This window comes from Terribacillus halophilus (assembly GCF_900101385.1).
GTDB classification, from domain to species: Bacteria; Bacillota; Bacilli; order Bacillales; family Amphibacillaceae; genus Terribacillus; species Terribacillus halophilus.
Genome location: NZ_FMZB01000002.1, coordinates 482477 through 496840 on the forward strand (window position 1 = coordinate 482477; position 14364 = coordinate 496840).

At 45.7% G+C, this 14364-nt stretch carries 12 protein-coding genes; 5 read left to right on the top strand and 7 right to left on the bottom strand.

The features are described 5' to 3' along the window. Position 1: 1 nt before the first annotated feature. Positions 2 to 1411, bottom strand: coding sequence for a sensor histidine kinase (locus tag BLQ53_RS05680; protein ID WP_244499265.1), 1410 nt, complete (start codon positions 1409 to 1411; stop codon positions 2 to 4). A 14-nt stretch (positions 1412 to 1425) separates the two neighbouring features. After that, the gene (locus tag BLQ53_RS05685) at positions 1426 to 2103 is read right to left on the bottom strand and encodes a response regulator transcription factor (protein ID WP_212733356.1); all 678 of its coding nucleotides are present in this window, start codon (positions 2101 to 2103) and stop codon (positions 1426 to 1428) included. A gap of 204 nt (positions 2104 to 2307) precedes the next feature. Between BLQ53_RS05685 and BLQ53_RS05690 the strand changes: the two genes are divergently transcribed. Then, positions 2308 to 3786, top strand: a complete 1479-nt coding sequence (locus BLQ53_RS05690; RefSeq protein ID WP_093726300.1) for an ABC transporter permease — start codon at positions 2308 to 2310, stop codon at positions 3784 to 3786. A gap of 15 nt (positions 3787 to 3801) precedes the next feature. Next, complete coding sequence (locus BLQ53_RS05695; RefSeq protein WP_093726301.1) at positions 3802 to 4479, top strand: ABC transporter ATP-binding protein; 678 nt, start codon at positions 3802 to 3804, stop codon at positions 4477 to 4479. A gap of 38 nt (positions 4480 to 4517) precedes the next feature. Here the strand turns inward: BLQ53_RS05695 and BLQ53_RS05700 are convergent, their stop codons facing one another. Next, complete coding sequence (locus BLQ53_RS05700) at positions 4518 to 5879, bottom strand: amino acid permease (RefSeq protein WP_093726302.1); 1362 nt, start codon at positions 5877 to 5879, stop codon at positions 4518 to 4520. A gap of 585 nt (positions 5880 to 6464) precedes the next feature. Between BLQ53_RS05700 and BLQ53_RS05710 the strand changes: the two genes are divergently transcribed. Next, positions 6465 to 7874: an amidase family protein gene (locus BLQ53_RS05710; protein WP_093726304.1), complete on the top strand. Its 1410-nt coding sequence runs from the start codon at positions 6465 to 6467 to the stop codon at positions 7872 to 7874. 241 nt (positions 7875 to 8115) lie between these two features. Then, positions 8116 to 9651: an amino acid permease gene (locus BLQ53_RS05715; protein ID WP_093726305.1), complete on the top strand. Its 1536-nt coding sequence runs from the start codon at positions 8116 to 8118 to the stop codon at positions 9649 to 9651. Positions 9652 to 9668: 17 nt separating this feature from the next. Here the strand turns inward: BLQ53_RS05715 and BLQ53_RS05720 are convergent, their stop codons facing one another. From BLQ53_RS05720 to manA, 3 genes are all read right to left on the bottom strand, one after another. After that, positions 9669 to 9932 carry a hypothetical protein gene (locus BLQ53_RS05720; protein ID WP_093726306.1) on the bottom strand — a complete coding sequence of 88 codons (264 nt, stop codon included), beginning with the start codon at positions 9930 to 9932 and terminating at the stop codon, positions 9669 to 9671. A gap of 106 nt (positions 9933 to 10038) precedes the next feature. Next, positions 10039 to 12063, bottom strand: a complete 2025-nt coding sequence (locus BLQ53_RS05725) for a penicillin-binding transpeptidase domain-containing protein (RefSeq protein ID WP_093726307.1) — start codon at positions 12061 to 12063, stop codon at positions 10039 to 10041. A 132-nt stretch (positions 12064 to 12195) separates the two neighbouring features. Further along, the gene (manA, locus tag BLQ53_RS05730; RefSeq protein WP_093726308.1) at positions 12196 to 13149 is read right to left on the bottom strand and encodes a mannose-6-phosphate isomerase, class I; all 954 of its coding nucleotides are present in this window, start codon (positions 13147 to 13149) and stop codon (positions 12196 to 12198) included. Between the two features lie 129 nt (positions 13150 to 13278). On the opposite strand from manA, the gene BLQ53_RS05735 reads away from it, so the two are divergent. Beyond that, positions 13279 to 13755 carry an STAS domain-containing protein gene (locus BLQ53_RS05735; protein ID WP_093726309.1) on the top strand — a complete coding sequence of 159 codons (477 nt, stop codon included), beginning with the start codon at positions 13279 to 13281 and terminating at the stop codon, positions 13753 to 13755. A gap of 33 nt (positions 13756 to 13788) precedes the next feature. On the opposite strand, the gene BLQ53_RS05740 is transcribed toward BLQ53_RS05735, so the two are convergent. Beyond that, a complete protein-coding gene (locus tag BLQ53_RS05740) occupies positions 13789 to 14346 on the bottom strand; it encodes a TetR/AcrR family transcriptional regulator (RefSeq protein WP_093726310.1) in 558 nt (185 codons plus the stop codon). Between the last annotated feature and the right edge of the window lie 18 nt (positions 14347 to 14364).

Sequence of the window (14364 nt, forward strand, 5' to 3'; positions counted from 1 at the left end):
ATCATTTGAGGGTTCCTTTTTTTGGTATCAGCACCCGGAATACAGTACCTTTTCCTTCCTCACTATCCACTTCTATCGAACCATGGTGCGCTTTGACGATCGAATGGCTGATGGAAAGGCCCAGCCCGGCACCGCCTTGCTTGCGCGTACGAGAGCTGTCACTGCGGTAGAAACGGTCAAATACATATGGAAGATGCGTGATTGGTATACCAGATCCATTATCTTTGATGGTGATTTCAGCCGATCGGTCCGTCTTACCGAGACTTATATCTATTTCCCCATGTTCTGAGTCTGTATGCTGGACTGCATTATAAAATAGATTCAACAGCACTTGTTTCAATTTGTCTTTATCTGCAGCCACAATCAGATGCTTATCGGCTGCAAACCGTACTTTCCTAATACCGGCAAGCATATTAAAGTGCGGCTTCATTTCCTCTATGACAGAACTTACTTCCAGTTCTCGCAGCTGTATATCCTCGTCCTGGTCAAGCTTAGTGAGTAATAATAGATCTTCTACCAGCTTCTTGATACGGGTCGATTCCTTGAGCATGCTCTCAAGAGCCGGATACAACTGTTCCGGTTTATCCGCTGCTCCTCTCAGCAATACCTCCAGAAAGCCATGGATGGAGGTGAGCGGGGTCCGCAGTTCATGCGAGGCGTCCGCGATGAACTGCTGCATTTGCTCCTTGGCTTCACGTTCCGACTTAAAGGAGGTATCGATCCTTTCCACCATTTGATTGAAAGCATCTGTCAGACGTTTGATTTCTATCTGCTCTGTCTCTTCTTTCATACGCTCGGACAAATTCTCCGCACTGGTTCGCTCTACTTTCCGGATGATTCTGTGCAGCGGATCAAGTGCCTTTTTGATCACCCGTGTGTAGAGCAGGATACCAGCAATCAATGCCACAATAGCCAGGATGAAAAATACCTGCAGCTGCCCTTTGATGACATCATTGATCGCTGCTGTTTCGGTGCCAGCCTGCAAATACCCATTTAGCTCCCCGAACCCTCTATCAGCAACGATGACAACCAGCTGCTCATTGCCGTCTTCATCCTCTGTCACGACATATTGAGCCGATTTGCCCTCTCTGCCATTTATGTGGCGTCGTAGCTCCTCCAGATCCAAACGGGGACTGGCTAATCCATTTTCCTCTGATAAGTCCGTGTAGTTTCCCGATGTATCGATTCTGGCCAGGGAGCGATCGAACAGGAATGGCTGATGCATATCATCATCCGGTTCAAGCAGTGCCGGCGGCAGCGAATGCAGCTGGGATTGCATGGCATCTGCTTCATTCTGATATAAGAAATCCTTCATCAGAAAGTATTGCAGGATACCGACAACAACAAGGATGATAGCTAGAATGAAACAAGATAAAGATACAATCTGTTTATTTAAGGTTCTCGGTCTCAATCGGCTTAATCGCTTCATTTAACATCCAGGCGGTAGCCTGCCCCCCTGATTGTTCGGATGAGCTGCCTGTCTTTATCGTGGAGTTTTTCCCGTAATGAGCGGATATACACTTCGACGATATTCTCCTCCCCATTGAATCCATATCCCCACACTTTATCGAGGATCAGTGCCTTGCTGAGCACAATCCCTTGATTCATGGCAAGGTATTTCAAAAGTTCATATTCCGTCGGAGAGAGCTGCAGCAGTTCTTTTTCCAAATAGATTTCCTTGCGGCGGTCATCAATTCGTAAAGGACCCGCTTGGATGGAATCACCCAATTCCGGAAACTGGTTCCGAAGGCGTGCCTGCATTCTGGCCAGCAGCTCTTCGAAACTGAAAGGTTTGACCAGATAATCATCCGCCCCATCATTCAGACCTCTGATTCGATCATCTACCTGATCCCGTGCAGTCAACATAATGATTGACAGCTTCCGCCCTTTCTTTTTCAGCATCCGGCACACCTCAAAACCATCCATACCTGGCATCATCACATCCAATATGATGATATGAGGCTCAAACTGATCTGCTTTGGCGATTCCTTGCATGCCGTCTGAAGCAGTTTCGACGATATAGCCTTCATTTTGTAAACCTAGCATCAAGAACTGCGTGATAGTCTGCTCATCATCGACGATCAATACTTTGATATTTTTCATTCTGTCATCCATTCTTTCTTTTTTCTTTATTATGGAATATTTATCTGAAAACCAGCTGAAGACTCCCGATTTTTTCATTTTCAGTAAATCTTCAGCTAGCTTTCAAGTGGACTTCAGCACATGGCTGCATACTAGCAATTAGCCAAAGCGGGTGTGGCTCAGAGGCATTATAGCATGCCCCGAAAAGGTAAAGGAGATGGCAAGATGAATTTCTTGAAACGTGCTTTCTGGAGTATGAAGGCCAAAAAAGGAAAGACCTTATTACAACTGGTGATCTTCACCGTCATATGTGTATTTGTCCTATCGGGACTTACGATTCAATCGGCTGCCAAAGCATCCAGTGAATTGGCAAGACAGGAACTGGGCGGATCTGTCACACTCCAAGTCGACAGGGAAGCTGCCATGGAAAAACAGCAAAGTGAGCAAAGCGAATCAGACGGTCCGCCGCAGTTCACCAGCACGCCAATCAGTCTGGATGATGCAGAGTCCATTGCAGCTTTAGATCATGTAAAAAGCTACAACTATACCGTTTCCGCATCTGCCAATGCGGAAGACTTCGATATCATCGAAAGCAGTACATCCACAGATGACAGCAGTGAATCAGAAAATGCACAGGCTCCTTTCGGTGATCAAGGCCGGGGCGGCATGGTGCAAGCTGACCTTACTGTGAACGGTACGCTGACTAGTGAAGAAGCAGAAAGCTTCCGTGATGGCGAAGCGGAAATCGTAGATGGCCGCGGTATTGAAGAATCAGATGCTGGCAGCAACGTTGCCGTCATCGAACAGACCCTTGCAGAGGAAAATGATTTGGCTGTCGGAGACACCATCACCATCAGCTCATCCAATGATGAAGATACAACGCAAGAATTAGAAATCGTCGGTATTTACGAAACTAGTTCTGCAGGAAGCGACCAGGCCATGAACTTCTCCTTCCTGAATCCATATAACTCGATTTATATTTCGTATACAGCAGCTAACACGCTTAAAGGCGAGGACTACACGGATACGGTCGAGTCCGTGACATACCAAATGGATGATGCAGAAAATATCGATGCATTCCTTGCCGCGGCTAAGAAAACGGACGTCGATTTCGACGTGTATGAACTGGACGCAAATGATGACCTTTATCAGCAAATGGTTGGACCAATCGAAAACGTCGCTTCCTTCGCGAAGAACATCGTCTATCTTGTGACGATTGCTGGTGCGATCATTCTTGCATTGATCGTTATGCTTTCCATCCGTGAACGTAAATATGAAATGGGCGTTTTGATGGCGATCGGAGAGAAGAAATGGAAGCTTGCGGGTCAGTTCATTACAGAGATTGTGGTAATTGCCATTGTTGCCGTAGGATTGTCTTCCCTTTTCGGAAATCCGATTGCGAACGTACTAGGAAATCAGCTATTGGATCAGCAAACAACTGCTTCTGCCGAAACGGCAACTACATCCATGCAGCAAGGACCTGGCGGCGGTGGCAGTCCGATGGGAAGCGGCCCGGGACAAGCTGTCTCGGATGCATTCAGCCAGCCAAGTGAAGCAATCAGCAGTCTGAATATCAACGTGACATGGGAAAATATCTTGATACTAGGCGGTATCGGATTGGCAGTGGCAATCATTGCAGCACTCATCCCATCGATTTCGATCTTACGATTGCAGCCGAAAAATATTTTGACGAAACAAGAATAGAAAGCAGGGGTATATATGACGGCACCATTATTGGCATTCAAAAATGTTGGCTACTGGTACACGAATAAAGAAAATGCATTATTTCAAAATGTGAATATCGATTTTCATAAAAATATATTCTATACGATCACCGGTACATCCGGATCGGGCAAAACCACATTCCTGTCTTTGGCAGGAGGGCTGGACAAGCCGAAGGAAGGTGACATCGAATATGACGGGAAATCAATTCGTAAAATGGGGCTTGGCAAATTCCGCCATGATTATGTCTCTATTATCTTCCAATCATATAACTTGATTCCTTATATGACAGCCTATCAAAACATTGCATCAGCCATGGCCATCACAGGTAAAAAAGCGGAAAACCAGGAAGACTACATCTTAAAGATGCTGGCTAAAGTCGGCATCTCCGAGGAGCATGCCAAGCAGCGTGTCCTCACACTCAGCGGAGGGCAGCAGCAGCGTGTGGCCATTACCCGGGCTTTCTGCTGCGACACTGATTTGATTGTGGCGGATGAGCCAACCGGTAACCTGGATGACAAGACATCCAAAGAAATCGTGAAGCTCTTCATCGATCTTGCCCACCAAGAGAACAAATGCGTGATCATGGTCACCCATGACCCGCAAATCGCAGCTCAATCAGACATAAACATACAGCTGTCCAACGGCAGCTTCCGTTTGCTGCAGCACGTCTAAAATAAAAAATGCGTATCCCAGCCAGGATACGCATTTTTTCATTTCCGCTTCAGCTTATAACCGACTGAAAGGATTATCACCCATATCGGCAAGATGATAAGCGCCAGACGGTAATCCGGGATGAACCCCATAATGACGATTACTGCAATCAGGAATAACAAGACAAGATAATTGGATATCGGATAAAGCGGCAGTTTGAAAGAGAGTTTACTTGCTGCTTCTTTCCCGATACGTTTCCGGAAAGCTAGATGGATGATAACGATCATCATCCAGTTGATGACAACTGCAATCGTTGCAATCGCCATCAGATAGCTGAACACTTTTTCGGGAAACAGGAAGTTTACGATTACAGCTATCGCTGCCACTCCTGAGGATACAAGAATCGCTGCTACCGGAGCACCTGTCCGTTTGCCGACTTTGTCTAAGAACTTCGGTGCATTCCCTTGCTTGGCCAAGGAATGCAACATCCGTCCATTACTGTAAAGACTGCTGTTATGCGCAGAAACCGCGGCAGTAAGGACGACAACATTCAATATACCTGCAGCAGCCGGAATACCGACGCCGTCAAATATTTGCACGAATGGACTGCTTTGACCGTCGATTTGATTCCAAGGGAAAACGGACATGATGACAAGCAGAGCTCCAACGTAGAAAATCAAGATCCGATAGACAACCTGGTTGATTGCCTTTGGTATCGTCTTCTTCGGTGTATCCACTTCTCCGGCCGTAATACCGACCAATTCGACCCCGCCAAAACTGAACATGACAAGCACCAGTGACAAGACTACACCTGTTAAACCATTTGGCATGAAGCCTCCCTCATCAAACAAGTTGGAGAAACCAGTCGGAACGCCATCATTCCCGATACCAGTGAATATGATAACTAATCCGAGGATGATCATCCCGATAATTGCGACAACTTTGATGATAGCAAAGTAGAACTCGAACTCACCATACAATTTGACACTCAGTAGATTGATGCAGGTAATCAAGATAAGGAAGCCAAATGCTGTCACCCAAGTCGGAATGCTTGGGAACCAATATTGGACATAGATGCCGACAACCGTCAATTCTGCCATGCTTACTGCCACATAATTGAACCAATAATTCCAGCCTGAGAAGAATCCAAAGAAATCACCAAGATTCTGATAGGCGTAATAACTGATAGAACCAGAATTCGGTGTATCTACAGACAGCTCACCGAGCGCTCGCATAATGAAAAAAATCATAATACCGCCAATCAGATATGCAAGCGCGATTGCCGGTCCTGCCAATCCGATTGAGGATGCAGAACCATAGAACAAGCCTGTTCCTATTGCTCCGCCAAGCGCAATCATCTGCACATGGCGGTTTTTTAAACCTTTGTGTAACTCACTTGATGATCGATCATTTCTTGCCATGTCTATGCCCCTTGCCAACTATTTCTTTCCTAGTTCTCGTCTGCTTCCAGGATCATGATTTCTTTCCTGACCGAAAGCAACAGTCCCCAGAAGCAGGTCAATGGAAAGATAATAGTAAAATAATGAATACCACAACGCCCGAAAGCGTACGGGTTATTCCATATGCTATATCATATGAACACAAAGATAAACCGTAAAATCGAAAATGAATAGCCAGTTGTATGAAAAGATCCCGTCCGTCATGAATCACATAGTGCAAAAAAAACAATAAAAGTAATTCCATAACAGATCATACCGGTCTTGTAGCAAGAAGATTCATTATCCTTTACCCCGTGAAAGCTGGCAGTACCTGGTTTATCCGAAGATGCACTCCTAGTCTGACCAATGCTAGATGGAATGATCCTACCCTTCTGCAAAACCGCAGCTATTACCAGCTGAATATCCTTACCGATCTGCTTTTGTGTATATTTATGTGTCGCTGAGTAATCGAAGTCTCCCGAAAATTTAGTACAATGAATATGTCTGACTTGTCCAAATTTAGAAGATTTCTTTATCATACTCATTTAAAAGGGGAGAATCCAGTCTATGAATAATTTTCCGTTGGAAGAAGCAACCCTCTCATCCTTACAGCTTGAACTAGCATCAGGCACGCTTTCATCTTTTGACCTAGTTCAAGCTTATCTGGGACGTATAGCTAACAAAGACGGTACAAACAGTATCCTGGAGATTAATCCAGATGCATTATTCCTTGCCTGTCAAATGGATAGGGAAAGAAAAGCAGAAAAGCTGCGCGGACCGCTTCATGGTCTTCCTCTTTTGATCAAAGACAACATAGATACTGCAGATGGCATGCACACAAGCGCTGGAACCCTCGTACTTGCTGATAATTACGCGAAACAGGATGCCTTCATCGTTGGAAAACTGCGCGAAGCTGGCGCCATCATACTAGGCAAGGTCAATATGACAGAGTGGGCCAACTTCATGTCAGAACCGATGCCAAATGGTTTCAGCGCCCGCGGCGGTCAAGTACGAAATCCATATGGCAGTTTCGATGTCGGTGGCTCAAGCTCAGGGACAGGTGCTGCCATTGCCAATAATTTGGCCGCAGCAGGTATCGGAACAGAAACAAGTGGTTCTATCCTGAGCCCATCCAGCAGCAATTCATTGGTCGGTATCAAGCCTACCGTGGGACTTGTATCCCGCAGCGGTATCATTCCGATTGCTCATAGTCAAGATACAGCTGGGCCAATGACGAGATCTGTAGAAGATGCGGCCATCCTGCTTCAAGTGATGGCCGGCACGGATAAAGAGGATCCTGCCACTCTATCAGCCCCGGCTCTTCCAGATTATACAGCATCACTCCAAAAAGAAGGATTGAAGGGAAAGCGTCTTGGTATAGATGGGCACACATTGGATAGCCTTCCCCCTGAAAAACGCGAGCTAATGGATAAAGCCTTTACCGTACTGCGAGCTCAAGGCGCAGAGCTTATCAATGTGCAAGTTCCGAAAATTACCAGGGAATCCAGCGTGCTGTATCATGAATTCAAGCATGGCGTGAACCGATACTTGCGAAAAGTATCAGCGCACCTTCCAGCTCATACATTGAAAGAAGTAATGGAATGGAACCGCATCAACACAGGAGCCGCACTCGTACACGGTCAAGATATTCTAGAAGCTGCTGAGAAGACAGATGGAATGCTTAAACAAGCAGAATATCTGCAGGATCGTTTAGCTGACATACGAGAATCCCGCACGGAAGGTCTGGATCCTGTCATGGCAGATGCAAAACTTGATGCGATCATTTTCCCTAGCTATTATGGATGCGACATCGCTGCCAAGGCCGGATACCCTTCGATTACGGTACCGGCTGGGTACACAGAAGCTGGCGAACCATTCGGAATTACGTTTACAGCTGGTGCTTTTGAGGAATCTACCTTAATAGAAATCGGCTATGGCTACGAGTGCGCCACAAAGCACCGTAAAGCTCCAAAATAATCCATTCTAGAATACAGTTGAAATATCCCGCTCTGTATAGTAAAGTTAGGGATGTTTTTCAATTGCATAAGAACTCATTGATTTGCATAGGCAATCATTGAACAATGAAAGTGATATGCAGCTTCTGCCAATGAACAGGTGAAAAGCTGCTTGAACGAGCACGGGATCGATATTCCTGCTGCGATATCTTATTTATTCTAGAATGATGCTGTTGTATAGAAAAAGCCGTTCGGATAGAGCAATGATATCCGAAACGGCTTTTTTAGTTAAGTTCACGACAACATGCCATACTATAGACGAGGTGAAAGAATTGGGCAACAAACAAAACAACACAGCGCCAGGCTTACAAAGGAAGCTCAAAGCTCGTCATTTAGGGATGATCTCCCTCGGAGGCACCATTGGGACCGGTCTATTCCTCGCCAGTGGCGGTGCAATCAGTCAAGCTGGTCCTGGCGGTGCGCTGCTGGCTTATGCCCTCATCGGCTGCATGGTCTTCTTCCTGATGACCAGTCTGGCTGAAATGGCTGCCTTCATGCCTGTATCCGGCAGCTTCAGTACTTACGCAACGAAATTTGTTGATGAATCGCTCGGCTTTGCACTTGGGTGGAACTATTGGTTCAGCTGGGCGTCGACGATCGCAGCTGAACTGGTTGCCGTGACATTGATCATGGACTTCTGGTTCCCGAATACACCATCCTGGATCTGGAGTGCAATCAGCCTGATCATCATGTTCTTATTGAACTATATTTCTGTCAAAGGCTTCGGTGAATCTGAATATTGGTTTGCCTTGATCAAGGTTATTACAGTCATTGTATTCATCATTGTTGGTCTTTTAATGATAGTCGGAATTTTAGGTGGGGAATCGCCAGGCTTTTCGAATTTTACCGTAAAAGATGCTCCATTCAACGGCGGTTTCCTTGCTTTGATCGGTGTGTTCATGGCAGCCGGTTTCTCCTTCCAAGGTACGGAATTGCTTGGTGCTGCAGCCGGGGAAGCAGATAATCCGAAAGTATCGATACCAAAAGCGATTCGATCTGTTTTCTGGCGTATTCTGCTATTCTATATCCTGGCTATCTTCGTCATCGGGATGCTCATTCCGTATACAACAGAGAGCTTGGCGAGCGAAGATGTTCAGCTGAGCCCATTCACACTTGTCTTCGAAAAAGCCGGTATTGCTTTTGCTGCATCTGTGATGAATGCTGTCATCCTGACAGCAGTCTTATCTGCTGGGAACTCTGGTATGTATGCGAGCACCAGGATGCTGTGGAATCTGGCGAAAGAAGGAAAAGCCCCACGCTTCCTTGGCAAATTGAATAAGAACGGAGTACCTGTCAATGCTTTGATCGGTACTGCAGCAGTTGGCTGTGCGGCCTTTCTCACATCCTTCTTCGGTAACGGTATCGTCTACACATGGCTGTTGAACGTGGCTGGTATGACAGGATTCATCATTTGGATCGGAATTGCTATCAGTCATTATCGTTTCCGTAAAGCGTATATAGCGCAGGGCTATGATATCAAGGATTTGCCATACACGGCGAAATTCTACCCCTTCGCTCCGTTGTTCGCGCTTATATTGAGCATCACAGTGGTAGTCGGACAGAGTGTATCATCCTTTACGGAAGACGGCTTTGATATCGGCAGTTTTGTCGCCTCCTATATCGGCATCCCGATCTTTTTGCTTTGCTGGATTATTTATAAGGTGAAATATAAAACAAAAGTGCATAAACTGGAGGATGTCGATTTGACAACGCCTGAACATGAAACAGCCCCGGACTGAGTCCGAGGCTGTTTTTATTAATAAAACAATGGTGATAATGCTATTGTGAATATAAAAATGATATAAATGACCATCAATCCCTGGTAGCACAACCCAATTATCGCACATACCCTTCCGCCGAGATACAATGCCTTTATCGCTTCTGTGTCCTCTGTTACTTTGAGACTCTTATTGGCAAATATGATTGCCAGAATACCTGATATGATTCCGATCACTGGGATAAACATCGTCACAATGCCCAGTGCTAACGTGCCAGATGGCGAATATCGTTTCTCTTCCATAATCCGTCTCTCCTTCCATTTCTCGTTCTCTATACCCGTTCATCTTGCTATTATAGCTTATTTTTCCAATATGGAAAAAGCGCACGGAATACCCGCACGCTTTGCCTCATTTGAATACATTTTTTACTTTTTCAACGGTATAATGGCTGCCGCCCTTATCCTGGACGCCTTCTACCATCATGCTGATCAGCAAATCCTGATTATCGTAATCATAAGCAACAAACCAGCCATTTTCAGTACCATTCTCATCATCCTGGCTTTGCTTCAATTCTGCCGTGCCAGTTTTACCTGCCAGTGTCAGACCATCCACTACCGGATTATGTGCTGATCCACGTTCATCTTCTACAACACCGCGAAGCCCTTCTGTGATTGCATCAGCACCTTCTTTAGGCAGGACACCCTCATTCCATACGACAGACTCCTGCGCTTTAGACTTGAGCAAAGTCGGCTTAATCAAGTTGCCATCGTTGACGAAAGGTGTATAAGCTGCTGCCAAATGAAGCGGAGACATAAGCACCTGTCCTTGGCCATAGCCGGAATCAGCAAGGAGTGTCTCATTATCCAAACCATCATTAGAGATGGACGATGCTGCCGTCGGAAACTCATAATCCAACTCTTCACCAAAGCCGAAAGATTTCAGGCCTGCCTCAAAGTTTTCCGCTCCTGTATCCACTGCAGTCATCGCAAAGTAAATGTTATCAGACGTAATCAATGCATCCTTCAAGTCGACATCCGATAAGCGGTCCGATACACGTGTCACACTGTAATTACCGAACTTGCCATCATTGTCCCATTTCAGTCCCTCGATATGCTTCTTCTCGTCTGGAGTGATGACGCCATTATCCAGTCCTACAGCAGCTGTAAGCGGCTTGATGGTCGAACCCGGGGCATAAGCTTTATTGAACTTAGCTGAGAACGGGCTGTTTTCATCATTGGAAAGTTTTTCATATTCCTCGTCATCCCAACCGAAAATGAAGTTATTCGGATCATAGGATGGTGCGCTCACCAATGCCAAAGTAGCTCCAGTTTTCGGATCCAGGGCAACGGATGCTCCGCTATCATCCTTCAGCTGATCATAAATCTTCTCTTGCATATTGATATCGATCGTCGTCTCGACATCTTCTCCATTTTTCACTTCGGTCTCGGCAATCACTTCTTGTTCATCGCTTGTTTCGGAAACCGTATAGATCTTCCATCCGATAGTACCTCGAAGCTGATCCTCATAGACAGATTCCAATCCTGTTGAGCCAACGTAGGAGTCAGCATCATAATTGGAAGCATTGTCATCCTCCTCAAGGAACTCTGCATCTACTTTTTTCACATAACCAGTCAAATGTGCTGCCGCTTCCCCATGCGGATAGAATCTTGAACTAGTGTCCGTGATTTGAACACCGGGAAGTTGACCGACCTCATCAGCCAAGTCACGCTGATCGGGGCGCAATGTTTTTATCGGGACATTCACTTCATCCGTCACCCAGCTCTGCTCCAGCAGAGCGTCGATTTCTTCCCTATCAACGTCAAGCTTCTCCGCCACTTGATCCAGTGTCTCATCCCGGCTCGTCCCGTCTGCTTCCAATTGACCTGGAACGATTCCGACGGACGGAACAGTTGCATTGAATGCCAGTTCTTCCCCATTCGCATCCAATATCCGGCCGCGTTCCGGCTCCACTGAAGTTATACGGACGCTTTCATTGTCATTAAGTTCAGCAAAGATATAGGAAGGATCCCAGTTCACCTTCCAAGTCGCACCATCTTCTTCATCGACTTTTACAAGTTCCGCTTGCTTGTCAAACTCCACTTTTCCGGCAACTGTCTGCATGCTGACAGACAAAGGCAGCTGTTGGGTATCCGCATTTGATTTTTCATCCTCCTCAGACACATCACCTGCCGTGACCTTCAAATCAGATACTCCAGCCTGATCATAGATATCTGTGTACCGTTTGGTGAAATCTTCCTTGGAAATTTCTTTTTGCGATTCCTCGGTCAGCTGATCATACATTTTATCGAAATCCTGGGCATTCCAATTGTCGACAAACTGATCAAGTCCATCTTTCGCTGACTGATCATCCGAACAAGCGGAAAGCAGGAATACCATACCAACCACAAACAACATTGCTGCTAATCGTTTCATAGCTCACCTTTCCTGTCTCTTTGAACTGTGCCCCAATTATAGCATAGGGAAGGAAAAACTTTGCAGCAATTCACCAAGTATTTCCCAGGAAATAGACGAAAGCTATCGAAAAAAGTGCATGTCATCTTGCTCTCATACATGGGAAACTATCGCCTCAAGCTGACCTTTCCATGTGAATTTTTTGATGTGAACCGGAAGCACGAAATGATCACCTTTATTCAGCTGGTAAGATCGATCTTCAATTACGACCTCACCGCTTCCTTCAATGATACTTACTTGAAGAAATGAGTCCGGTGTTTCTAATTCAGCTTCTCCTGCTATTTGCCAATGATAAACGGTGAAATACTCGCTTTCGACAAGTTTCTGTTCTGTTTTTGCTCCTAGCTGCACAGGAGCTTCCCTTGTTTCGGTTGTTTCATGTGGAACAGTCGACACTGCCTTGGCAGCATCCAAATGCAGCTCACGTTCATTCCCTTGATCATCTTTACGGTCATAGTCATACACGCGGTACGTGATATCCGAGCTTTGCTGGGTTTCCAAGATGACAATACCAGCTCCGATAGCGTGGATTGCACCACTCGGAACATATACGAAATCACCTTTCTTCACTGGTACCCGTCGCAGCAGCTGATTCCACTTTCCTTCATCTATCATCTGTTCAAGCTGTTCTTTTGTTTGTGCATGGTGTCCGAAAACAATCTCGGCTCCAAGCTCGGCATCCACTACATACCAGCATTCCGTTTTTCCATACGGCTCTTTCTCCACTTCTTGAGCATAGTCATCAGCTGGATGCACTTGCACAGACAAATCGGTCTTAGCATCAAGGATCTTTACAAGCAATGGATAGTCCTCATTTTCATGTTCCCCGAATAATTCCCGATGGTCCTGCCATGCATCCAGCAATGTTTTCCCGGCTAGTTCACCATTGCGAATTTTGCTCGGACCGTTCGGATGGGCAGAAATGACCCAAGCCTCGCCAGTTTGATTGGATGGCAAATGATAACCGAATACATCTGCCAGTTTCGTCCCTCCCCAGATTCGTTCCTGCAGAGCAGGCTCCAAAAAAATGGGCTCCTGTTTATACATAAATATTCCCCTCACTTTCAAACACTTTATTCCACTAGTATTTTACCAATAGTTCCCTCAAGCTGACCATATAATTGTTGTTTGTTTTACAAGTTGGATGATGGAAAGCCATTCTGGAATGAGCTATCCATGTATCCCATCTATGTCCCAAACGAAGATAAGCTATATTTTGTCGGAATTCAAAGAGATGCTTCTGATCGAAAATCCGAAGAGACGAAGGCAGAGGAATTTAAACAGCAGGCCTCCTTGCTGTCGACCCCGTTTGTGCCCATTTCAGAGAACATTTGTATCTTGCCCCTTGTCGGTAATATCAACTTAGAACGCTGGGAAGACATCTATCAACGGATTTCAGCCCATGTTCATGATCGGGATGTGGAAATATTCATCATGGATCTGCAAGGTCTTCAGGATGTAAACGATGATATGTACAGCGGCATCTTGCGACTCCAGCAGATACTTCAAGTGATGGGAGCCCGCCTCATGGTTACAGGAATCGAACCGAGCATGGCAAAAGTCAGTGTGAATCTGGCTGACTACAGAAAAAAGAAAATATCTTTTTATGCTAATGTCCAGCAAGCTTTGGAATCAATCCGTGCGAAGTATTGAAAAAACCGCTGCGTGCAAGCACGCAGCGGTTTTCTAATGGATTTGTGTTCTGATGATTTCCGTTATCGTTTCTTTTGGAAGTGGTTCATGCTGGCGTTCCCAGTCGTAAATGAGCGCTATATATGTTTTATATACAAGAAACGCAAGAAGCTCGGGATCGCGATTTGTTGCTGCGCCTTTTGCCCTTTCTCTCACGATGACCGACTTGATATAATCAAGAATCAATCTCTCTACTTGGGTAAGAATCCCCAATACTTCCACTGTTCCCAATTCCTTTGCTTCCTGACTCAGTTTGATCAGCAGCTGATGACTCTCACGGAACCCCAGGATTGCATCTAGCATCGCTTGGATATTCTCATGAAAAGCTGCTTCCTCTTGAATCGCTGCATCGGCTGCTTGTCGCAGCTGTTTCATTGTCCGTTCCAGGATAGTCGAGAACAATGACTCTTTGCTGTCAAAGAACGTATATATCGTGCCCTTTGCTACTTTGGCTATTTTTGCAACTGAAGCCATTGTTGTCGCTTTGAAACCGAATTGACTAAATGACATAGCCGCAGCTTCGATAATGCGTTCTTTTTTATCTACTATCATTGTTCTCTACCCCTTTTT